The sequence below is a fragment of the Erythrobacter sp. SCSIO 43205 genome (assembly GCF_019904235.1).
Classification (GTDB): domain Bacteria; phylum Pseudomonadota; class Alphaproteobacteria; order Sphingomonadales; family Sphingomonadaceae; genus Erythrobacter.
The window spans coordinates 2,966,550-2,989,882 of sequence record NZ_CP063202.1 but is presented as its reverse complement, the minus strand read 5'-3'; the positions used below and the strand labels follow the sequence as shown (position 1 = coordinate 2,989,882).

The window sequence follows — 23,333 nt, the reverse complement described above, 5'->3', positions numbered from 1 at the left end:
GGCGCGTGTGACTTCAGATAAGAAACCTGCGCCAAACGGCTGGATCATCCTCGATAAACCGCGCGGCCTTGGCTCGACGCAAGGGGTGGCCGCTGTGAAGCGCAACTTGCGTGAGGCGGGCTTTGCCAAAACCAAGGTGGGGCATGGGGGCACGCTTGATCCTTTGGCCGAAGGGGTGCTGCCTATTGCCTTGGGTGAAGCGACTAAGCTTGCCGGGCGGATGCTGGATGCAAGCAAGATTTATGAGTTTACGGTCGCGTTCGGTGTGGAGACAGACACGCTGGACACCGAAGGCAAGGTGGTTGAGCAATCCGATGTTCGGCCCACCTTGGCAGAGGTCGAAGCGGTGCTGCCCCAATTCACTGGCGAAATCGAGCAAGTGCCCCCGGCGTATTCGGCTCTCAAGGTCGATGGAAAGCGGGCCTATGATCTCGCGCGGGCAGGGGAAGAGGTGGAGCTCAAGACACGGGCAGTGACGATCCATGAACTCTCAATCTGTCATCCCCGCGTAGGCGGGGATCCAGCTTCTTCAGCGGCAAACGATCAAAGTGAGCTGGATTCCCGCCTGCGCGGGAATGACGAAGTGGGCGAAGTGACCCTCCAAGCCCACGTTTCCAAGGGCACATATATCCGCTCTCTGGCACGAGACATCGCCCATGCCCTTGGAACCTGCGGACACGTTACCTATTTACGTCGCAGCAAATCCGGGCCTTTCACTGAGGCACAGGCGATTTCGCTGGACAAATTGAACGAAATCGCTAATGGCGCCGAGCTTAATGACCTACTCCTGCCGTTGGAGGCAGGGCTGGACGACATCCCGGCCCTTTCCCTCTCCCAGACAGACGCGCAGGCGCTCCAACAAGGGCGGGTCGTGTCTGGATTGCCCCAACCTTCCGGGCTTCACTGTGCGATGCTGGGTTCCCGGCCAATCGCTCTGGTGGAAATATCGGGAGGCACCGCAAAAGTGGTGAGGGGGTTTAACCTTCCCGATGTCGCCGAGTAGAAAGATTACAAATGTCAGTAGCACCTGAGCGTAAAGCAGAAATCATCAAGGACAACGCGCAAGGCAAAGGCGACACCGGTTCGCCAGAAGTGCAAGTCGCGATCCTGACCGAACGTATCCGCAACCTCACCGAACACTTTAAAGCCAACCACAAGGACAACCACTCACGTCGTGGCCTCCTTATGATGGTGAACAAGCGCCGCAACCTTCTTGCCTATCTCAAGAAGAAAGATGTGGAGCGTTACAACGCGCTGATCCAGAAACTGGGTCTTCGTAAGTAAGAGTTTTGAGGAGCGGCCCCCAGCGGGCCGCTTCTTGTATCGGTTCCTGAGCAAGTTTGCCGCTTCCCCGCGAAGGCGGGGACCCAGAGCAGCCAGGGACTACTTAGCCGACTGGATCCCCGCCTTCGCGGGAAAGCGGGAGGCTCTAGAATAGGGGCAATCGCTGCAATTCGGCGGCGTCGCCTTGGGGCTTAGCAAACCACGCCCCAGACCGGACCGGGACGGTTTACCCGGCATTGGAAGTATCGCAGCACAAAGTGGAAACTGGTTTCTGCGACCGCGATACGACCAGATAAGACAGGCCCCGCACCGCAATAAGGCCGTGCGGGTTCAGAAGGAAAATCAATGTTCGACACGAAAACCGTATCGCTGGAGTGGGGCGGAAAAACCCTCACTCTGGAAACAGGTCGTATCGCCCGTCAAGCAGACGGCGCCGTATTGGCCACTTATGGCGAAACCGTGGTGCTGTGCGCCGTGACCGCCGCAAAGTCAGTCAAGGAAGGCCAAGACTTCTTCCCTCTGACCGTTCACTATCAAGAGAAATTCTCTGCAGCCGGCCGTATTCCGGGTGGCTTCCTGAAGCGTGAAGGCCGCGCAACCGACAAAGAGACGCTGACCTCGCGTCTTATCGACCGTCCGGTGCGCCCGCTCTTCCCAGAAGGCTTTTACAACGAAATCAATGTAATCTGTCAGGTCCTCTCCTACGATGGTGAGACTGAGCCAGACATCGTTGCCATGATCGCAGCTTCTGCTGCCCTCACCATTTCGGGCGTTCCGTTCATGGGCCCAATCGGTGCAGCGCGCGTTGGCTTCAACAATGAAGACGAATACGTCCTCAACCCGAAGGTTGAAGATGCGCTTGGCGAAGATGGCCGTCTCGACCTCGTTGTTGCTGCTACTCAAGACGCCGTGATGATGGTGGAATCAGAAGCGAAAGAACTCAGCGAAGAGCAAATGCTTGGCGCTGTGATGTTCGCTCACGAAGAGAGCCGCAAGGTTATCAACGCAATCATCGAGCTTGCCGAACAAGCGGCGAAAGATCCGTGGGAAATCGACACTTCTGACGATACGTCCGAGATCAAAGAGAAGCTTCGCGGCATCGTCGGCGATGACATCGCGGCGGCTTACAAGCTGACCGACAAATCGGCGCGCTCAAACGCCTTGAACGAAGCGCGCGCAAAAGCGAAAGAAGCGTTCGCTGAAGAAGAGCCACAAACACAACTGGTCGCAAACAAAGCGGTTAAAAAGCTTGAGGCGGAAATCGTTCGCGGCGCGATCATTAAAGACGGCACCCGCATCGATGGTCGTAAGCTTGACCAGGTTCGCCCGATTGAGGCGATGGTTGGCCTGCTTCCACGCACGCATGGCTCGGCGCTGTTCACCAGAGGTGAAACGCAGGCGATCTGCACCACCACGCTTGGCACCAAAGATTCCGAGCAAATGATCGATGGTCTGGAAGGTCTTTCATACAGCAACTTCATGCTGCACTATAACTTCCCACCCTATTCTGTTGGTGAAGTGGGCCGCTTTGGCTTTACTGGTCGCCGCGAAGTTGGTCACGGCAAGCTTGCTTTCCGCGCGCTTCGTCCGGTTCTGCCAACGGTTGAGGATTTCCCTTACACCATCCGCGTTCTGTCAGACATCACCGAGTCCAACGGTTCGTCTTCGATGGCCACCGTTTGCGGCGGCGCATTGTCGATGATGGACGCAGGTGTTCCACTGGCGCGTCCGGTTTCGGGTATCGCCATGGGCCTCATCCTTGAAGGCGAAGACTTTGCAGTTCTCTCAGACATCCTTGGTGACGAAGATCACCTTGGTGACATGGACTTCAAAGTGGCAGGGTCCGAAGAAGGCATCACGTCGCTTCAGATGGACATCAAGGTTGCCGGCATCACCAAAGAGATCATGGAAAAAGCGCTTGAGCAGGCGAAAGCCGGCCGCGCACACATCCTTGGCGAAATGGCGAAAGCTCTCACCGGCGCTCGCACCGAAGTTTCCAAGCACGCTCCGCGTATCGAAACGATGCAGATCGACAAATCGAAGATCCGCGACGTTATCGGTACAGGCGGCAAGGTGATCCGTGAGATCGTCGCTGAAACCGGCGCGAAGGTCGACATTGACGATGAAGGCACGATCAAAATCTCGTCTTCCAACCTTGAGGAAATCGAGGCAGCGAAGAAGTGGATCGAAGGCATCGTTGAAGAAGCCGAAGTCGGCAAAATCTACACCGGCAAGGTCGTCAACATCGTCGATTTTGGCGCATTCGTGAACTTCATGGGCGGCAAGGACGGCCTCGTCCACGTTTCCGAGATGAAGAACGAGCGCGTTGAAAAGCCAACCGATGTCGTATCGGAAGGCCAAGAGGTGAAGGTCAAAGTCCTCGAAATCGACAATCGCGGTAAAGTCCGCCTGTCGATGCGCGTGGTTGACCAGGAAACCGGCGAAGAGCTTGAAGACACCCGTCCACCGCGTGAAAAGCGTGAAGGCGGCGGTGGTCGCGGCGGTGATCGTCGTGGTCCACGTGGCAACCGTTCACGCGGCAATGACCGTGGCGGTCGCCGTGATGGCGGGAATAAGGGCGGGGACAATGACGGTCCCGCTTCAATGCCTGACTTCCTGAAGGACTAAAGTCACTTCGAGAATGACAGACGAAGCCCCGCTAAGAGCAATCTTGGCGGGGTTTTGTTTTAGCGGGCAGTGACAGAATGCCCACCCCGCTGCGACTAGCGGGCAAGCTCGCAAGTCTCGCTGCCCCTCCCGCGAGCGGTAGGGGTATTGTTGGCGCTTCCCTGCTCCCCTCCCGCTTGCGGGAGGGGTTGGGGGTGGGCAATTTCCTACGCTTGCCAAATGGGCTAAGGGCGAGGAATGAAGCACACCGCATCTACCCGCCAAAAGAGCGCTCTATCCGCCCAAGTTCGCCTCAAAACCTTTTCTGCGCTTGAACAGTGTCTCAAGTGTCTCAAACGGGGGCCAAGACGTTGAAAAAAGGACTACAACCAAGTGCTCAAACGTGAACTGATCGACACGGCGCAAATCGACGATGGTGAGCTTTTGGAGCTCTATTCCCACGGGCGCGATTTCATGATTGTGCTGGGCTACAATGAGCTGATGAGCACGCGGATGCGCTTTTCGGAAGAGCAGCTTGCTGAGATGACGCTCGACCGGCTGAGTAAACCAAATCCGCGCATCCTTATTGGTGGCTATGGCATGGGCTTTACCCTGCGGGCGGCGTTGGCGCGTCTGCCTGAGAATGCGCAAGTTGTGGTCGGCGAGATTAGCGACAAGATCATCGAATGGGCGAAGGGGCCAATGGCGGAGCTGACGGGCGATTGCCTCGACGATCCGCGGCTAGACCTGAAAATTTGCGACGTGGCAGCGCTTATCGACGACGCCAATGACGGCACTTGCGCCAAGTTCGACGCGATCCTTCTGGATGTCGACAATGGCCCCGATGGCATGGTGCGGGCCGACAACAATCGTATCTATTCACGCACTGGACTTGGCAAAGCGCGCGATGCTTTGGTGCCGGGTGGTATCGTATCGGTATGGTCGGCCGCTCGTGACTACGGCTTTACAAAGCGTATGAAAGAGGCGGGCTATCACGTCGATGAAGTTGGTGTGCGCTCTCGTCCCAATAACAAGGGCGCACACCATGTGATTTGGTTTGGGAAAAAGCGGACAGGTTAAGCTGCGTTCGCGATTTCTTCGACCGGTTCGTTGCGGATGAGATAGTCAAACGCGCCAAGGCCAGCCTTCGCGCCTTCGCCCATGGCAACGACGATCTGTTTGTCGGGGACAATGGTCGCATCGCCGCCAGCATAGATGCCGGGGATGTTAGTTGCGCCGTGTTCGTCGACAATGATCTCACCATATTTGGTGAGATTGATGCCGGTCCCTTGGAGCCATTCGGTGTTGGGGACGAGGCCAATCTGAACGAACACGCCTTCCAGAGTGATTGTACGCTCCTCACCTGTTTCGCGGTCCTTCAGGACAAGGCCATTGCAGCGCGAACCATCGCCCGTGATCTTGGTCGTCTCGCCATTGGTGATGATCTCAACATTGGGGAGCGAGCGCAGCTTGCGTTGCAGCACTTCGTCGGCGCGAAGCTTGGTGTCGAACTCGATGAGGGTCACGTGACCAACGATTTTGGCAAGGTCAATCGCAGCCTCAACGCCGGAATTGCCGCCGCCGATGACTGCAATGCGCTTGCCCTTGAACAGCGGGCCATCGCAGTGCGGGCAATAGGCCACGCCCTTGTTACGGTATTCGGCTTCACCCGGAACGCCCAGATTGCGCCAGCGCGCACCGGTCGAAAGGATAAGCGAACGAGATTTGAGGACAGCGCCATTGGCAAGCGTGACTTCGTGCATACCGCCCGCTTCGCCCGCAGGCCTAAGCTCGGTAGCACGCGCCAAGTCCATGAGGTCGATGCCGTTCTCGTTCGCTTGGGTTTTCAAATCGCCTGCAAGCTTTGGCCCTTCGGTGTAGCTGGTGCCGGGAAGGTTCTCGATGCCGAGCGTGTCCTGCAGCTGTCCGCCAAAGCGTTCAGCTGCAATGCCAGTGCGGAAACCTTTGCGCGCGGTATAGATTGCCGAAGCCACGCCAGCAGGGCCGCCGCCTATGACGAGGACTTCAAACGGGTCTTTGGCGTTGAGCTTTTCAGCCGCTTTTTCATCAGCGCCGCTGTCGAGCTTGGACAGGAGTTCGGCCAATTCCATCTTGCCGTTGTAGAAACTTTCCCCATTCAGGAAGGTCGCAGGCACAGCAAGAATGCCGCGCTCTTCAACTTCGTCCTTGAACGCGCCGCCTTCAATCAAGGTTGCGGTCACGCGCGGATTCTCAAGCGCCATGAGAGTGAGCGCCTGAACAACGTCGGGGCAATTGTGGCACGAGAGCGAGAAGAACATCTCGAATTCATAGTCGCCTTCAAGGGCGCGCGCCTGCTGGACAAGATCAGGGTCGACCTTAGGCGGGTGACCACCAGCCCAGAGCAGCGCGAGAACAAGAGAGGTGAATTCGTGACCCAGCGGAAGCCCGGCGAACCGGACCCATTTGGTCGCATCGGACCCGCGGCGAATGATGAAGCTTGGCTTGCGCTCATGCGTGCCATCAAAGCTTACGCTCACCATATCGTGAAGATCGGCGATCTGGGTCAGCAACTCGCGCGTTTGCTTGGCCGTATCGCTCTCGTCGAGCGAAGCGACAAGCTCCACTGGCTCGCGCAAATTGCCGAGATATTGCTTCAGCTGGGTTTGCATATTGGTATCGAGCATGACGATGTTCCTGAGGTTCTGGTGAGCAGCCGGTGCAGCTTTGTGCGAGTTCAGAGACGAACCGGAAACGCCTCACCCAATGGGAGAGAGGGAGACGGGGAGGCGCTTCCGGCCCATTTCAACCTTGGTGCAAAATGGCACCTAGGTGGGTTGGGCGTGGCGGCTTGGAAAGGGAGAGGGAGAACCAAGCGCGCCGCCGCCCGAAGTTCGGTAAGAAACTACCGAGGGTTAGATTTTACCAACGAGATCAAGCGATGGGGCAAGCGTGTCGGTGCCTTCTTCCCATGCTGCCGGGCACACTTGGCCGGGGTTTTCGCGCACATATTGTGCTGCTTTAATCTTGCGGGTGAGTTCGTTCGCGTTGCGGCCAACGCCTTCGCAGGTGATTTCCATGATCTGGATCACGCCGTCAGGATCGACAACGAAGGTCGCGCGGTCAGCAAGGCCCATTTCTTCACGAAGAACGCCAAACTGCTTGGACAGAGTGTGAAGCTGGTCGCCAAGGAATGGGAAGTTCAGCTTGCCAATCTTTTCAGAATTGTCGTGCCATGCCTTGTGGCTGAAGTGCGTGTCGGTGCTGACTGCGTAGACTTCGACACCCATATCCTGAAGCGTGGCGTATTTTTCGCCCATATCTTCAAGCTCAGTCGGGCACACAAAGGTCCAGTCAGCGGGATAGAAGAAGAAAACAGCCCACTTGCCCTCGATGTCCTTTTCGGTGACGTCAAAGAAGTCTTTGCCGGCCTGAAAGGCGGTCGCTTTGAACGGTTGAACGGTTGATCCGATAATACCCATGATTGTTCCTTCTGTTTGGACTTTGAAAAGAGTGTTTGAACTTACAATGCGCCAGATATGAATTTGTTGCGTCGCAGCACAATTGAATTATGCGATCACATTAATCGGTGGCAGCGATAATGCGTAAAATATTGAATTAAATAATATTTTATGGGGGTGGGGCGAAAAAATTTTTGCTCCCACCATGTCGTTAAAATCCGTAAATCACCGTGATCCGGCTTAGCGTGTCGGTCTTGACTGCGCCAACAGGCGGATCGGTGTCGTGTTCAACCGTGTAAGAGAGGCGCACCGACAAGGCGTCAGAAATCGAGGCTTGAAAACCGGTGTCAGACACAAAGGTGCTCGAACCTGATTGAATAAGCGCGTTGGCATCTTGTGTGAAGGTGATCGTATCGGTCAGCGCCCAGTCAAAATCAGCGGCGGCAAGACCGGCAAGATTGCTGGTGCTGCCCCCTGCGATAAGTTCGGTGCGCCGCCATGCCGGGCCCGCCTTCACCGAAAGCGTCGGTCCCTCGGTCAGGACATCATAGCCAAGACCGCCCGATGCTGAATAGCGCGCGCCAAACCCTTGAAAACGGTCGCGTTCATATTGGCCAAGGGCATAGGCAAACAAGCGGTCGGAAATCTTGTAATTGACCTCGTAGGCGGCAAGGAACTGCTCGCGCGTCGTCACCCCTTCTGTGCGCTGGTAATCGGCACGTCCGCGCAATTTGTGACGCCAGTTGATGCCATCTTTGGTAAGACCGAGGCTGGCTGTGACCCCTGTGTTATCGGCATTGCCTGACGACATGAAAGCGCCAAGCTCGCCTTTGCCGGACCAGTTTTCAAGAAGACCCGCGGAACGGATTTCCTCTTCCTCAGCAGCCTTTGCCAGGCGTTGCTGTTGCTCCAGCTCCTGTTCGAAATTGGCGAGGATAACATCCAGTTCGCTTGCGTCATCTGGATTGGTGGTGCGGGCCAGCTCGATAACCGTGCGCACTTTGGTTTCATCGCCTGTTTCAATCGCAGCATCGATCATTGCGCGCACCGGCTCTGGCAATTCTGCGTGAGCGGCAGTGGGGATCGCGGCGAGACAGAGCGCAAATGCGCCAGTTTTCAGTGTTAGTGCTGTCATTGGTTTAAGCGCTCCTGATCCGCATCCGGCCCAGAAAGTCTGTCTTGCCAATAGGCACACCCAGATGACGCGCAATCGAATAGGCGGCGCTGCAATGGAAATAGAAATTGGGTTGGCTAAAGCTCAACAGGAAATCCTCGACCGTGAAATCCAGCCGGGTGGTTTTGAATTCAAAGCGCATATCGCGCCCTATCCAGCTTTCCATTTCGGCTTCATCCAGACCTTCCATCACGCTTTTTGCATGGGAGAGTTTCTCCCGAAGCCCGTCGAAAGTGGTGGGCGGCGGGGTGAGGTCGGGGCTATACACGCCCTCACCAAGCGCTTCGATCGCGCCTGCAGTGTGCTCAGCCACGGATTTGATCTGATAGGTGAAGGGCAGCATATCCTCGATCAGCCGCGCGTTGAGGATGGCATCATGGTCGCAGTCCTTTTCCGCACACCAGCTTTCGGTTTTGGTGAGCAAATGCTGAGCGGTTCCAAGCATTTGAAGCGCGCTGGGCACGAAGGCTTGATGCAAAGACAGGGGCATGGGCGTTATCTCCTCTATGAAAAAGGCCCGGAAGCTTTGCGAGCAACCGGGCCTTGTGATGTGTTTGAATGAGTGCTGGCCGAGCGCACTCCTGATCCAGCGCGCGCTGTCCTAGCGTACGCGGGGCCCGCCAAAGGGAAGCGGTGGTGGGGGTCTGCGCGCGCCGCGTGGCAACTGTGCCTGATAGGCGCGCCCGCAATGCTCGACGCAATAAGGGAAGCCTGGATTTACGGCATTGCCGCAGAAGTGAAAATCCGGTTCGCCCGGGTGACCCATGGGCCAGCGGCAAACCTTGTCTGAAAGGTCCAGAAGGCTCGTCTTGTCAGCGATTGATGGATCGGGCTTGGCTGGCACCAATCGGCGTGGCGGAGCGGGCGGGATGGGCGCTTGCTGATCGCCGGGGCCCTGGCGCAAAAATCCGCCTGGTCCAACCGACACGATCTTGGGAAGATCGGGCGTCGGGTTTGGCACAGGCTGGCTGTTGACCGGAGCCGCAGTCGCTTTCGCCGCAGGGGCAGGCGCTGGCGCAGGAGTTGGAGAAGGGGCAGGCTGTGCTGCGGGTTTTGCCGCAGTGGTCGCCGCCTTTTTAGGCGCTGCTTTGGTCGCCGGCTTTTTAGCCGTTGCCTTTTTCTTCTTGTCGCCCGCTTTCACCGGAGACGGACGCGATTTCAGTCCCAGACGGTGCGCCTTGCCGATAACGGCATTGCGGCTCACTCCGCCCAATTCTTCAGCGATCTGGCTGGCGGTTGAACCGCCTTCCCACAGCTTTTTGAGCGTCTCGATCCGCTCGTCAGTCCAACTCATAAAACGTCCGTTCTTTCTAGGCGTGTCTTAATTCGCCATCTTTAGATAGGCAGCTTGTCACGATGCGCCAGAGGCCTTAGTCGCAAATCTCATGGAAAGAGACCTTTCAGCCACACCGCAAAGCGCGGGCGCTTCCCAAAAGAGTGACACAAGCCGCAGCACCCGGTTCCCCCCGCGCGGCGTTCCGGTCATCACCGGAATCAACCGCGTAGGGTTATTTGCCCTCTATATGAAGGAGGTGCGCCGCTTTCTCAAGGTCCAGACGCAGACGATCTGGGCACCGGCGGTCACCACCTTGCTGTTCTTGATTATCTTCACGGTCGCGCTTGGCCGGGGAGGGCGCGAGGTGCTGGGAGTGGAGTTTGCAAGCTTTGTCGCACCTGGCCTTATCGTCATGGGAATGATGCAGAACGCCTTTGCCAATTCTTCCTTCTCACTGCTTGGCGGGAAGATACAGGGCACCATCATTGACTACCTCATGCCGCCCTTGTCGCCGGGCGAGATGATGGCAGCGATCGTTGGTGCAGCGGTCACGCGGGCGATTTTCGTTGGCGGTGCCGTAGGTCTGGCGATGCTTTTATGGCCGGGCGTTTCGCTTGGCGTGGAGCATATATGGGCGGTCATCTGGTTTGGCCTCATGGGCTCAATAATGTTGGCGCTGATCGGTCTTGCGACCTCTATCTGGGCCGAAAAGTTTGATCATAATGCCGCGATCAGCAATTTTGTCGTCGCCCCATTATCGCTTTTGTCGGGCACGTTTTATGTGATTGATAACCTTGCCCCCGCCTTCCAGGCGGTGAGCCGCGCCAATCCGTTCTTCTATGTGATTTCAGGTTTCCGCTATGGCTTCCTTGGTCAAAGCGACATTGGCAGTGCTGGCGCTGTTGCGACAGCTGCCGTCGGCATTGGCGTCTTTAACCTTGCCATCGCGCTCGCGGTTTACGCGGTCCTTCGCGCAGGCTGGAAGCTCAAAAGCTAAGTCGAGACAATCAGTGCGTTAGAGAGCGGCGCATCCGATAGCGTCCGTCCTTGAACTGCTCGAACAGTTCAGGGACGGTTGGGTGGTCGACCGGTCCCCCTTCGCTGTCAGGCACAAGATTGCCCTGACTGACATACGCCACATAGGACGATTCGTCGTTTTCAGCGAGCAAGTGATAGAACGGCTGCTCGCGCGAGGGGCGCATCTCTTCGGGGATCGACTGATACCATTCTTCGCTGTTGGCAAAGACCGGGTCCACGTCGAAAACGACGCCGCGAAATCCGAAAATGCGATGGCGGACCACTTCACCAATACCAAAGCGGCTGCGGGTTTGCCGCGGGGCAGTGATGGTACGGCCCGCCTGATTGGAGAAGAATTGAGAGCGTTCCATAGTAGCGGAGAATATGGACCTTTACGGCTGCAAAACAAGCGGTTTGGCGCATGGCTTGCCAGATATGCCCGCATTTTGTTGTCCAACAACCCTTGGCAAGCGCTAGGCTGGCGTGTAACGGGCGCGCTTCTTGTGTGTCTGATGACAGTCACAGACCAGACTGGATTCGCGCAATCGCGGCAAAGTAGCAGTGCACAAGGATATGCGGAGAGATGCCGGAGTGGTCGAACGGGGCGGTCTCGAAAACCGTTGTGCTCTCACGAGTACCCAGGGTTCGAATCCCTGTCTCTCCGCCATTTATTTCTACCTTGGGCACATCACGCAGGCTCGCACACGCTTGCGCGCTTGATTGGTGGCTGGCAACGCGCGGCGTATTGTGCAATTCACGCTGGCAATCAGCACCTGCCACCAAAACCATCAGGACATCGCGATGCGCGCTTTCATCCAAGTTCTTCTCCTTCCCTGCCTGTTTCTTATTGCCGGGTGCGGCGATCTGATTTCGAGCGATACAGGCACGCGCGGCCCAATCGCGCCTATTCTGACGAGCAAAGAGGCCTTTGACGATCAGACTTTTGCAAAGCCGCAAGAGGCGCGCGTCACGCATCTGGACCTCGATCTGGCAGTGGATTTTGAGGCAAAGACAATCGGTGGGACGGCGGTACTTGATGTTTTGGCAAGCCAGAACGCAGAGGAAATCATTCTCGATTCCAACGGGCTTCGTATTTCTGCCGTCACCGATGAGGCTGGCAATGATTTGGCGTTTGCACTTGGCGACACGGTCGAAGGCAAGGGTGAACCTTTGACCATCCAGCTTCCGGCTCAAACGCTGGAACGCGACGCCAGTCTTGCAGAAGGCGAACTTGCGCCAACGCACCGCATCACGATCGAATATATGTCGGCTCCACAAGCCGAGGCATTGCAATGGTTAAGCCCCGAGCAGACAGCGGGCGGCGAATATCCGTTTCTTTTCAGCCAGGGGCAAGCGATCAACAATCGCACTTGGATCCCGACACAGGACAGCCCCGGCATTCGTCAGACGTGGGAAGCAACCATCTCGGCGCCTGAGCCCCTTAATGTTGTCATGAGCGGCGTCGTCCAGGGCGATCCGCAAGAGGAAGAAGGCAGTCGGCGCGCTTTTTCTTTTGTAATGAATAATGCCGTCCCGCCCTACCTTATCGCGATTGCTGCGGGCAATATTGAGTTCCGCGAGCTTGGACCGCGCTCTGGCGTATGGGCAGAGCCGGAAGTCATCGAAGCGGCTGCGCAGGAAGTGGGCGACACAGAAGCGTTGATTGATGCTGGTATTGCGCTGTTTGGTGACTATCGCTGGGGCAGATATGACATGATCGTCCTGCCGCCCGCCTTTCCTTATGGTGGGATGGAAAACCCGGTGATGACCTTTCTCACGCCGACCTTCATCGCTGGGGACCGCTCCAATAACGGGCTGGTTGCGCATGAATTGGCGCACAGCTGGTCTGGCAATCTCACCACCTATTCAAGCTGGCGCGATGGGTGGCTTAACGAGGGCGTCACCTCCTATTTCGAAAACCGCATCGTTGAGGAAGTCTATGGAAAAAAACGCGCAGAGCAGGAGTATGCGTTGAGCTATGCGGGCCTTGTTGAGGGGATCGAAAATGCAGGCGCAGACAATCCTGCGACAGCCATGCGCACGCCTGACGAAATCAGCCCGTTCGCAACACGCGGATTTGCGATTTACGATAAAGGCACGATTTTCTTGCGCACAGTGGAGAACATCATCGGGCGTGAGACGTTCGATGCCTGGCTAACCCAATGGTTTGACAGCCACGCCTTTCAGCCCGTTACATCCGAGATGTTCCTCGCAGATCTGCGCGAAAAGCTCATCAAGGGCGATGCTGAACTGGAAGAGCAATTGATGCTGGACGAATGGGTTTACGGCACCGGGCTACCAGCGAATGCGTCAAAGCCCGATCCACAAGCTTTTGCCGAGGTCGATAATGCGGTTGCAGCCTATGCGAACGCAGGCACGCTTCCTGAAGGCGATGTCTGGCGCGGCTGGACAGCGGCAGAACAGCGCCGTTTTCTGGAGGAATTGCCAGACGAACTGTCAGCAGAGCAGCTTGCGGCGCTCGATAATAGCCTTGGCCTTTCGCAATCGGCCAACAATGAGGTCTTGTTTCTCTGGCTTGAGGCGGCTTTGCGCAATCAATACGATCCTGCGGTGCCTCAGGCTGAACGCTTTCTCGCAAAGGTTGGGCGCAATAAATTTGTAAGCCCGCTCTTCACAGCGCTTAACGATACAGCTTGGGGCAAGCCCATCGCTGAGCGCATCTATGCCAAAACGCGCAGCGGCTATCACGCTTACACGCGCAGCAATGTGGATGCGACGCTTCAATATGAAGAGCCCGCCTGACATTTGAGAAAGAAAGCCAAGCAACAGCAAATTGACTTGCTCGCATCTGGGCGGCACACACTGATGGCATGAAGAACACACAATTCCGCCTGACCCGCCGCCAAGCTTTAGCCGGGCTCAGCGCAACCACCGCACTCACCCTTTCCGGATGCAAAATGACCGGCGTCGATGGCCCGGTTACATCACTCGGCCCCGATGATTGGCTTGAGCAAGTGGGTTATAACCTGCTGACCCATCAACCGGGCCGCGCGACGGGCCTTGGCGTGGACGTCGGTCAATATGCTCACCTTCGCGGCAAGCTGGAAGACAAGACAAAGGCAGGAAAGGAAGCTCTAGCAGCGACATTGCGGCGCGATCTGGAGATGACCAAGGCCTATCCGCGAGACGCGCTGACCCCGGATCAACTTACCAGCTTTGAAGCGGTTGAAAGCGGCTATCGTGTTGCTCTGGACGGCCTTGCGTTGCCGTATGGCGACATTCCTGTCGGAAGCTGGCGGACAGCGCCTTACGTGGTGATCCAGAATGTCGGTTCCTATCTCGGTTTGCCGCGCTTTATGGATTCCAGCCACCCGATTGCCGACGCTGACGATGCCGAATATTTCCTAGACCGCATGATGCAAATGCCCGCCGTTTTTGAGGGCGAGCTCGATCGGATGAGAGCGACAGCGGATATGGGCGTGATCCCGCCTGACTTCCTTATCGATAAAGCCATCGCTCAAATGGAAAGCACGATTGCAACCGCTGGGCGGGCAGAGTTGTTTACCAGCTCATTGGCCGAGCGGTCTGCCGAGGCAGGGCTATCGAAACCACCGGTGGAGGCGGCGGCCAAGCTTGAAAGCGGAGCAATCGTTAAAAGCCTTAGCCGCCAGCTTGAAGAATTGAAGCGTCAACGCGCCCTTGCAACCGATGCGCCGGGAATGCGCGAGCGGCCACACGGCGAAGAGTGGTATGCCTGGGCTCTCCGGTCGAGCACCACGACAAATCTGACCGCCGATGAAATTCACAATCAGGGGTTGGAAGAGCTCGAGCAATTGCACGCCCGAATGGAACCGATCCTTCGCGAAATCGGGTTCACGACCGGGACCGTGGGTGAGCGGATGCAAGCGCTCAGCCAGGACCCGCGTTATAAATTTGCCGAAGGCGATCCGGGGCGGGCCGAGATCATGGCTTTCATCAAGGACCGGATTGACTGGATCAAAGGCGAGATGCCGCGTGCGTTCAACACGCTGGTTGATCCCAATCTTGAAGTGCGCCGTCTCCCGCTTTCCGAAGAGCCGGGGGCACCGGGCGCTTATGGCGGGGCGGGCAGCAAGGATGGCACTATTCCGGGGCGGATGTGGATCAACCTTCGTACCACCGATCTGCATCGCAAATATGATCTGGCTGACCTCACCTATCACGAAGCCATTCCGGGCCATGTGTGGGAAGGCGAGTATTCCAATCGCCTGCCACTGATCCGATCAATCCTTGCGTTCAACCCCTTCTCGGAAGGCTGGGCGCTTTATGCTGAACAATTGGCAGACGAATTGGGCGCATACGATGAATTCAAGGTGGGCCGCCTTGGATATTTGCAGGCCCTTGCTTTTCGCGCGTGCCGCATGGTGGTCGACACCGGCCTTCATTCTAAGGGTTGGAGCAGAGAGCGCGCGGTCAATTTCTTTGTCGAACGCAATGGCTCCAAAGAGCAAGAGGTCGCAAGCGAGGTTGACCGTTACTGTAGCTGGCCGGGACAGGCGACAGGATACAAGCTGGGTCACAGGCGGATCGTTGATCTGCGGGCAAAGGCTCAAAGCGAGCTTGGCGATGCGTACGATTTGAAAGCCTTCAACGATGCCGTCATTCTTGGCGGAAACGTGCCGATGGATGTGCTTGCCAAGAATGTGTCGCGCTATATCGCCGCAGCCAAGGGCTAAAAGGACAAACACGTTAACGCTGGCATCGTGACACACAAAAGCCAGCCTACTGGGCCCTCGTATATGAGGCCTGCCAAAGGAGTTTTGATATGCGCCGTTTGAACTTGGGTCGGTTTGTCGCCGTCATGCTTTCAGGATCGTGTCTGGCAAGTGCCAGCGTCGCGTTTGCAGACGATCACGAAAGCGGTGAAGAGGCCAAATGGGACGTGCAGGCACCCACTGGCGCGACCATTCGCGAAGTTCCCATCCAAACCGATGAAGGAACATGGATGGACGTCGATGTGTCGCCCGATGGCCAGACAATCGCCTTTACCCTGCTCGGCGACATCTACACCGTCCCGATGACCGGCGGCGAGGCAAGGCGCATTGCGCAAGGCATGGCATGGGAAGTGCACCCGCGATATTCGCCGGACGGCTCGCGCATTGCCTTTACCTCGGACCGTGGGGGCGGTGACAATATCTGGGTGATGAACGCCGACGGCTCGGACAAGCGTCAGGTAACAAAAGAAGAGTTTCGCCTGCTGAACCAGCCCACCTGGTCACCCGACGGGCGATTTATTGCGGCTAAGAAGCATTTCACCACTCAGCGTTCACTCGGCACGGGCGAGATTTGGATGTACCACGTCTCAGGCGGCGGCGGCGTTCAGGTGGTCGAGCGGCGCAATGAAGATCTGCAAAAGGAGCTGGGCGAACCAATCTTCGCACCTGATGGCAGCGCGATCTATTACACCCGCAACACCACTGGCGGGAACACCTTTATCTACGCGCAAGACTCGATTGCCGGCATTTTTGCGATTGAAAAACATGATCTTGAAAGCGGCGAAGTCACCACTGTCGTTGATGGCTATGGCGGCGCAGTGCGTCCGGCCCCTTCGCCCGATGGCAAGGAAATCGCCTTTGTCAGGCGCGACAAGGACACATCGCAGCTTTGGGTGAAAGAGCTTGCCAGCGGGCGCGAGCGGATGATTTACGATGCGCTTGACCTCGACGTACAGGAAACCTGGGCGGTAACCGGTGTCTATCCCAATATGGACTGGACCCCCGACAGCGCCTCAATCGTGTTTTGGGCAGGGGGCAAGCTTAACCGCGTGGACCGCGATGGGGCGAACCATGCGGTCATCCCCTTTAGCGTCAATGACACGCGCGGCATTGCCGATGCGCCTCATCCCGAGATCGAAGTCGCCCCTGATCGCTTCACGACCAGAATGGCCAAATTCGGCACGCTTTCGCCTGATGGAAGCCGGGTTGTGTTTGAAACGCTGGGCAAACTTCACACCAAATCCGCGCGCGGTCGCGACGGCGCTCGCCCGCTGACCGGCGACAACAGCGATGCGGTCGAAGCCTATCCGGCGTTCAGCCGCGACGGATCAAAGCTCGCCTATGTGCGCTGGACCGATGATGGGCTTGGCGAGATTGTCGTTGCCAATGCCAATGGTTCGAACGCCAAGGTCGTATCGCCCATGCCCGGACACTATGCGAACCTCGCATGGTCGCCTGATGGGCGGATGATCGCTTATGAAAAGCGGACGGGCGGCTATCTCACCGCGCCTGAGCAATCGGAAAATCCCGGCATTTATCTGCAACCTGCGGGCGGCGGCGAGCCGGTCTTTGTGACGCGCGATGGCTCAACCCCGCAATTTGGCGCTGACAACGACCGCATCTTCATGGTCGGGCGCGCAGGCGACAAGCTCGCGTTGATGTCGTCCGATCTGGAAGGTGACAAGACCCGCACCCACGCGACCGGAAGCCTTGTCAATGATTTCCGCATTGCGCCCGATGGTGAGACAATCGCTTTCCGCCAGAATTACGAAGTGTTCGCAATGCCAGTAATACCGGGTGGCAAGCCGGTTGATGTGAACGAAACCAAAGGGCCTGTGCCAATCACCATGGTTTCCAAGGGCGGCGCAGACTTCATGGGCTGGGCGCGCGGGGGCGAAACCTTGTTCTGGTCAATCGGCCCTGAACTCAAGCAAGCGCAGGTCAGCGATTTCTTCGCCTCCAAACCCAAAGGCGAAGGTGACGAGAACGGTTACGAAACTCCGGACAGCGCCATCTCGATGGCGGTCACGGTCAATAAGGCGGCGCCTTCTGGAACAGTTGCCATCACGGGCGCAAAAATTCTGACCATGGCAGCGGGGCTCGGTGCCAATGATCCGGGCGCAATTGAAAACGGTGTGATCGTGATCGAAGGCGACCGCATTGCCGCGATTGGTGCAGCAGGCGAGGTTGATGTGCCCGCTGGCGCAACAATCGTCGATGCCAGCGGCAAGGTGGTCATGCCTGGCTTTGTCGATGCACACCACCATGGGCCGCACGGCACAGGCGAACTCGTGCCTCAGCAAAACTGGAGCCTGATCCAGGATCTGGCGATGGGCACGACCACCACGCACAACCCGTCCAGCGATGCGAGCCTTATCTTCGCCTCTGCCGAGCGGCAGATGGCAGGCAAGCTTCTTGCGCCGCGCATCTTCTCAACCGGAGAGATCGTCTACGGGGCGAAGGCTCCATCCGTTTACGCGCGGATCGACACCTATGAAGAGGCGCTCGCCCATGTTCGCCGGATCAAGGCGCAGGGCGGTATCTCGATCAAGAACTATAACCAGCCACGGCGCGAGCAACGCCAGATGGTTGCGCGTGCGTCAGCTGAGGAAAATATGCTGGTCGTGGCAGAGGGAGGCTCTCTGTTCGGGATGGACATGAACCTTATCGCAGATGGCAATTCGACGATGGAGCACAATGTTCCCGGCGATGTTTTCTATGAAGACGTGCTGCAATTCTTTGGCCAGTCAAACACCAATTACACGCCCACTCTGGTGGTTACTTATGGCGGGCTGGCAGGCGATCCGTACTGGCGTCAGGCGACTGATGTGTTTGACCACCCCTTGATGATCCATTCACCGCCCAAAGTGCTTCTGGCGAACAATGCGCGGCGTACTAAGGCGCCTGACTGGGCTTTCGTCGACGACAATGCAGCGCGCGAGGCTAAGAAGCTTTCTGATCGCGGGATCAAGGTATCGATCGGCGCGCATGGTCAACAGCCGGGCCTTGGCGCACATTGGGAAATCTGGAGCTTTGCGCGAGGCGGATACAGCGCGGTCGAAGCGCTCAAAACCGCGACGATTTACCCCGCACAATCGCTTGGCATGGAAAAGGATGTGGGCAGTCTTGAGGTCGGTAAGCTTGCCGATCTTCTGGTCCTCACAGCCGATCCAACCGCCAATGTGCGCGACAGCGACACAATCGAAAGCGTCATGATCGGCGGGCGGATGTATGATGCCAAGACCATGCGCGAGGTCGCCACAGGTGACGGCGGTCGCCGCGCTTATTGGTGGGAGAACGGCATGGGCGGCAGCGCGGGCGGCTCTGAACGTGCAACCCACGCGGGCGGCGGGCACAATCACGGCGATGGCGATGGAGACGGCCACTCATATTGATGGCTTAAGGCGCAAAGCCAAAAGATGAGGGCAGGGAGCGCTGAAACTTCCTGCCCTCATGCCAATCTTGCCCATTCACGCCTCGCAGATAAGCCGCGCTTTCGGGTGTTGGCGCAGCACTGTTGCGCACCATTTGTCTTTCGCCTCATTGTGAACAAGCGCAACGATACACCCGCCAAAACCGCCGCCTGTCAACCGCGCTCCGATAGCGCCTTCGCGCAATGCAGTGGCAACCAGAGCGTCAATGGCTTCCAATGATACTTCAAAATCATCGCGCATTGAGGCGTGGCTTTCATTCATCAGCACGCCGAAATGCGCCATGTCGCCTGACTTGAGAGCCTCAACACTGGCAAGAGCCCGGCGATGCTCACTCGCGCAGTGCATCGCGCGCCTGCGGATGGGCTCAGCAAGGTTGGAAGTTGCGATCTTCGCAGGGTCCAGCGCACAAAGATTATCGGTGTCAAAATGCGCTTTTGCCGCATCGCATTCCTCTTTGCGCGTCTTGTAGCGGCCGTCTGTCAGCTTGCGCGATACCCCTGAGTGGAGGACCACGAAGCGGTGGTCTTGCGGCAGCTCCACCAACTCGTATGCAAGGCTCGCCGTGTCGAGCGCCATCGCCATGCCGGGCTTTGCTATGGCGACCGCGAATTGGTCCATGATCCCGCATGGGACACCGAGATAATTGTTCTCCACCCGCCGCGCGGCAATCGCGATGTCCGCATCGCTCGCAGTGGCGCCTGTGGCGGCATCGCGCGCGGCCTTGAGGATTGCGACGATGAGCGCGGCTGATGAGGAAAGCCCCGCACCTTGGGGAATGGTGGAGCGAATGGCGAGATTTGCGCCACCTTCAAGCAGTCCCAAAGCCTTCGCCTCGCGCAATGCGCCAAGGCTGGGGTCCGTCCAATCGCCCTTTGCATCTTCGCTCATGTCGCGCATCGCGGTTGTTTCATATTGGTCTGTGCCAAGGCGCATTTGCGTGTCAGAGCGAGGTTCAAGTTCGACAGAAACGCCCACCGATAGCGCTGCGGGAAGGACCGTGCCGCCGTTGTAATCAATATGTTCGCCGATGAGATTGACCCGGCCCGGAGCGTGCCCGCGACCGATCATGCCACACCTCGCAAGGCTGCGGCTGCTGCCTCAGGCATGACATCGACGGTAAACGTGCCCGTGTGCTGTTCAACCGAGGCGAGATATTTGACGCGGGCTTTTGCGCGAAGGAGCGGGTAGAACTGAACCGTGAAATGATAGCCCTCGCAGCCACCATTGGGGGCAGCGTGGAATGCCATCATCGTCGCAGCAGGCCCTTCGAACAGTGCGTCATAGCGCCGCGTAATCTCGCCCAGCCAAAAGCTGAGGCCTTCCAACTCTTCATCGTTGCAATCCCATGGTCCCTCGCGCCGCAATTTTGGGGCAAGCCAGACCTCGTAAGGAAAACGCGCAAATCGCGGCACGAAAGCAGCAACCGAGCCCTCTTCACCAAGGCCATAATCTGGCATAGCCGCGTCAATTTCTGCGGCCAGATCATATCCGCCTGCAAAGGCATCAATCGCGCGCTGCTGTACCATGGGTGTGCGCTCGAAGCCGTAAATCTGGCCGTGCGGATGGTGGAGCGTCACACCCACCGCATCCCCGCGATTTTCAAACGGCAGCACATAGCTGCACCCTGCTCCAAACAGCGCGTCATATCGGTCAATAAGCGCCGCGATCAGCACCCGGCGGCGGTCTGAGCCTATGGAGTGGAGGCTGCCTGTCCTTTCAGGCGAATAGACCACGACATCGCACGCGCCCTTTGCAGGCTCAGTGACGATCCCTTCCAGCTGTGCGGCATCGGTGGCACAATGGTGGAAGGCGGCAAATTTGTTTTCAAAAATCGCAAGCTCGAAATCCTCAAAGGGGATTTCGGTCGCATTGCCACCCGCCGCGCTGGGCGCGAGTGGATCGTCGGCTGGTGATGGCTTGAATGTGCGGTTCTGGCGGTGAGCGGCGTACACATTCCATTCGTCGCGCAATGGGTGAAAGCGCAGCTCACCGCCTTGTGCGATTGCGTCTGCGCTTTCGGAGACAGGCGGCAGAGTATGGGGCGAGCGCCCGTAGAGCCGCAGCATCCGTCCATCAGCCTTGCGATGATCCCGCCGATAGACCGGGGCATCGCCGATCAACCGGGGAAGAGTGAAAAGATCGTTCACGAAGACACCTCTTGCAGGTGATAAAGGACCGCGCTGTCAGGGAAAAGCGGCGGGGTTTGCATACCGAAATCCATCAAGGCTGCGCCTGAGAAAATCGGGCCATCGCCCATCAGGTCCAGCGTCTCAATGATCGAAGGGCGCGAGATCGACGGATCGGTAAGCGGCCAGACGATTTTTACGCGGTAATCTATGGCCCGATCAAGGCCGGCGAAAAACAGGCGGTCAGGCGCCGAACGCGGGCGGGTATCGACGAGGGCGTAGCTGAACAAGGCTTGCTTGCGCGGCTCATCAACCACGCCCACGACATTGGCATGGGCAGCTGAGGCAAGGCGATGAAATGTGCCCGAATGAAGCAGGGCGCGGTGCTTTTTATAAAGCGCAATCCCCTTAGCCAGCACCTCGCGGTCTGCATCGCTTTCCCGGGCCAGATCAAGTTCGAGGCCCATGTGCCCGAAAAGCGCGCTTGCAACGCGGTATTCCATCGTAAATCGACGCCCGGTGATGTGGCATTTCTTCGGCCCGACGTGGCTCCCCAACACGCGCAAAGGGAAGAAAAAGGACGCACCTTTTTGGATGTGCTGGCGAGCGCGCGCATCATTGTTGTCCGAGGTCCAGATGCGGTCGGTGCGCTGTAAAATGCCATAGTCCGCGCGTCCCCCGCCCGATGAACAGCTTTCGATCTCAAGGCTGGGAAAGGCCTCGCGCAGCCGGTCGATCAACGCGTAAACGGCGAGCGTCTGTTTGTGCATCACCGCGCGGCCATCGCCCTGTGCTGTCATATCGCCGGGGTGATGGGTGTCGCGGTTCATGTCCCATTTGATGTAGTCGATCCGGTATTCATCCACGAGCGCGGCGATCTTTTCGTAGAGGTATTGCGCAACCTCGGGCTTGCTAAGATTAAGGGTCAGCTGATTGCGAAAGGCGATTTGCTCGACACCGCTCGCGCCCAATACCCAGTCAGGATGCGCACGGTAGAGATCGCTGTCGGGATTGACCATTTCCGGCTCAAACCAAAGGCCAAACTCCATGCCAAGCTCGCGCACCTTATCAACGATTGGGTGAAGGCCATCGGGATAAACCTCTGGTGACACCCACCAATCGCCAAGCCCGCTTGCATCACCGCGCCGGCTACCGAACCAGCCATCGTCGAGGACAAAGCGTTCTGCGCCGACACTTGCCGCTATTTCGGCAAGCTCAATGAGGCGGTTTTCCTCATGAAAGAAATAGACCGCCTCCCACGTGTTGAAGTGAACAGGGCGAGGCTTTGACAATGCACGCTTGTCGAGGATTTGCTGCGTGAGATGGGAATGAAACGCGCGGCTGACAGCGCCCACACCTTCGACGGACCACGTCGCAAGCAAATCAGGAGTTTGATAGCGTTCGCCCTGCGCAAGCCGCATCTCGCCCGGCCATAAAAGCTCACCCATTTGCAGCGCGCCGCGCCCGTCGGGCAATCGGTCAACGCAGGCGCGGTGATTGCCGCTCCACGCAAGGTGAAAACCGCAGGCGAGCCCTTGCACCTCGTCAGCGCTCGAAGCTTTCAGAATAAGGCCGGGAAAGCTCTCATGGCTGGTCCTGCCCGCTCTGTTTTCGCGCACATAGCTGCCTTGAAACGCAGCTAATTCTTCGGTCTGAAATTCGCCTGCCCATTGGCCTGTAAAGCCCATGATCTGTGTCAGGCGCGGGTCGAGCGGCACAGTGATGGCAGAGCACCAATCGAGGGTGAGGGCGCCATCGCCCAAGTTTTCAATCGCGGTGCTGAGGGTGAGCACGCCTGCATCGCTCAAAGCCAGGAAATAGGTGGCGGCAATCTGCGCGCTAACATCAAGGCATCGGATATGCACTGCGCCTGTCTCAAGGTATCGAACCTCATCGACGCGAAGATCAATCGCCCAGTCTTTGCGCTCCCGGCTTGCGATAAGGCCCGGCGGCGAAAGGGTTCCGGTGCCAAGTTCGTTCGACAGGGTTATCGCTCGCTCTTCGCCTGCACCCCCGTGGATATATTGCCATGTCGAGAGCGCTTTGAGTTGCGATGGCTGCGCGCGTTCAAACGCAGGTCCGGCATAGACAAAACAGGGGCGCTCCCCCCGCTTGGCTTCGACAAGCACCAATACGCTCGCTTTCTCGAGCCTTACCACATCAACGTCCATGCAAACCCTCCGGCGACGTGCCTAGGCGCGATTTCCTACTACAGGCAAGCTTGCTAATTTGCGCTGCATGACCAATCCCCACCCATCCG

The 23,333-nt window shown here is 57.7% G+C and carries 17 protein-coding genes and 1 tRNA gene; 9 read left to right on the top strand and 9 right to left on the bottom strand.

Features of this window, described 5'->3' with window-relative positions; translation table 11 throughout:
• The first annotated feature begins 7 nt into the window (after positions 1-7).
• From truB to INR77_RS14070, 4 genes are all read left to right on the top strand, one after another.
• Positions 8-1,003, top strand: a complete 996-nt coding sequence (truB, locus tag INR77_RS14085; protein WP_223071646.1) for a tRNA pseudouridine(55) synthase TruB — start codon at positions 8-10, stop codon at positions 1,001-1,003.
• Between the two features lie 11 nt (positions 1,004-1,014).
• Entirely contained in the window at positions 1,015-1,284 is a 270-nt protein-coding gene (gene rpsO / locus INR77_RS14080) for a 30S ribosomal protein S15 (protein ID WP_223071645.1), read from the top strand.
• 345 nt (positions 1,285-1,629) lie between these two features.
• Complete coding sequence (gene pnp / locus INR77_RS14075; RefSeq protein ID WP_223071644.1) at positions 1,630-3,912, top strand: polyribonucleotide nucleotidyltransferase; 2,283 nt, start codon at positions 1,630-1,632, stop codon at positions 3,910-3,912.
• Between the two features lie 372 nt (positions 3,913-4,284).
• A complete protein-coding gene (locus INR77_RS14070; protein ID WP_223071643.1) occupies positions 4,285-4,971 on the top strand; it encodes a spermidine synthase in 687 nt (228 codons plus the stop codon).
• On the opposite strand, the gene ahpF is transcribed toward INR77_RS14070, so the two are convergent.
• The 5 genes from ahpF to INR77_RS14045 all read right to left on the bottom strand — a co-directional run bounded on the left by ahpF (position 4,968) and on the right by INR77_RS14045 (position 9,799).
• Positions 4,968-6,557 (bottom strand): alkyl hydroperoxide reductase subunit F, encoded by a 1,590-nt coding sequence (gene ahpF, locus INR77_RS14065; protein ID WP_223071642.1) that lies wholly within the window; start codon positions 6,555-6,557, stop codon positions 4,968-4,970. The genes INR77_RS14070 and ahpF overlap by 4 nt on opposite strands.
• Before the next feature lie 228 nt (positions 6,558-6,785).
• Positions 6,786-7,352, bottom strand: a complete 567-nt coding sequence (ahpC, locus tag INR77_RS14060) for an alkyl hydroperoxide reductase subunit C (RefSeq protein WP_223071641.1) — start codon at positions 7,350-7,352, stop codon at positions 6,786-6,788.
• Between the two features lie 190 nt (positions 7,353-7,542).
• The gene (locus INR77_RS14055) at positions 7,543-8,466 is read right to left on the bottom strand and encodes a YdiY family protein (RefSeq protein WP_223071640.1); all 924 of its coding nucleotides are present in this window, start codon (positions 8,464-8,466) and stop codon (positions 7,543-7,545) included.
• Between the two features lie 4 nt (positions 8,467-8,470).
• Positions 8,471-8,995, bottom strand: a complete 525-nt coding sequence (locus tag INR77_RS14050; protein ID WP_223071639.1) for a DUF1993 family protein — start codon at positions 8,993-8,995, stop codon at positions 8,471-8,473.
• A gap of 111 nt (positions 8,996-9,106) precedes the next feature.
• Positions 9,107-9,799, bottom strand: coding sequence for a GcrA family cell cycle regulator (locus INR77_RS14045; protein WP_223071638.1), 693 nt, complete (start codon positions 9,797-9,799; stop codon positions 9,107-9,109).
• Positions 9,800-9,890: 91 nt separating this feature from the next.
• Here INR77_RS14045 and INR77_RS14040 point away from each other — a divergent pair, with 91 nt between their 5' ends.
• Complete coding sequence (locus INR77_RS14040; RefSeq protein WP_255573802.1) at positions 9,891-10,778, top strand: ABC transporter permease; 888 nt, start codon at positions 9,891-9,893, stop codon at positions 10,776-10,778.
• A 10-nt stretch (positions 10,779-10,788) separates the two neighbouring features.
• Here the strand turns inward: INR77_RS14040 and hspQ are convergent, their stop codons facing one another.
• Positions 10,789-11,169 (bottom strand): heat shock protein HspQ, encoded by a 381-nt coding sequence (gene hspQ / locus INR77_RS14035; RefSeq protein ID WP_223071637.1) that lies wholly within the window; start codon positions 11,167-11,169, stop codon positions 10,789-10,791.
• A gap of 206 nt (positions 11,170-11,375) precedes the next feature.
• Between hspQ and INR77_RS14030 the strand changes: the two genes are divergently transcribed.
• The 4 genes from INR77_RS14030 to INR77_RS14015 all read left to right on the top strand — a co-directional run bounded on the left by INR77_RS14030 (position 11,376) and on the right by INR77_RS14015 (position 18,908).
• Positions 11,376-11,465: transfer RNA gene (locus INR77_RS14030), tRNA-Ser, on the top strand.
• A 56-nt stretch (positions 11,466-11,521) separates the two neighbouring features.
• On the top strand, positions 11,522-13,561 hold the full coding sequence (locus INR77_RS14025; RefSeq protein ID WP_255573801.1) for a M1 family metallopeptidase: 2,040 nt from the start codon (positions 11,522-11,524) through the stop codon (positions 13,559-13,561).
• Positions 13,562-13,629: 68 nt separating this feature from the next.
• Positions 13,630-15,474, top strand: coding sequence for a DUF885 domain-containing protein (locus tag INR77_RS14020; RefSeq protein ID WP_223071636.1), 1,845 nt, complete (start codon positions 13,630-13,632; stop codon positions 15,472-15,474).
• An 89-nt stretch (positions 15,475-15,563) separates the two neighbouring features.
• Positions 15,564-18,908 carry an amidohydrolase family protein gene (locus INR77_RS14015; RefSeq protein WP_255573800.1) on the top strand — a complete coding sequence of 1,115 codons (3,345 nt, stop codon included), beginning with the start codon at positions 15,564-15,566 and terminating at the stop codon, positions 18,906-18,908.
• A 75-nt stretch (positions 18,909-18,983) separates the two neighbouring features.
• On the opposite strand, the gene galK is transcribed toward INR77_RS14015, so the two are convergent.
• The 3 genes from galK to INR77_RS14000 are packed head-to-tail and all read right to left on the bottom strand — an operon-like array spanning position 18,984 to position 23,244.
• Positions 18,984-20,015 (bottom strand): galactokinase, encoded by a 1,032-nt coding sequence (galK, locus tag INR77_RS14010; RefSeq protein ID WP_223071635.1) that lies wholly within the window; start codon positions 20,013-20,015, stop codon positions 18,984-18,986.
• On the bottom strand, positions 20,012-21,094 hold the full coding sequence (locus INR77_RS14005; protein WP_255573799.1) for a galactose-1-phosphate uridylyltransferase: 1,083 nt from the start codon (positions 21,092-21,094) through the stop codon (positions 20,012-20,014). Before INR77_RS14005 ends, galK begins: the two co-directional genes overlap by 4 nt.
• Positions 21,091-23,244, bottom strand: a complete 2,154-nt coding sequence (locus tag INR77_RS14000) for an alpha-galactosidase (protein WP_223071634.1) — start codon at positions 23,242-23,244, stop codon at positions 21,091-21,093. Before INR77_RS14000 ends, INR77_RS14005 begins: the two co-directional genes overlap by 4 nt.
• Positions 23,245-23,333 lie beyond the last annotated feature (89 nt).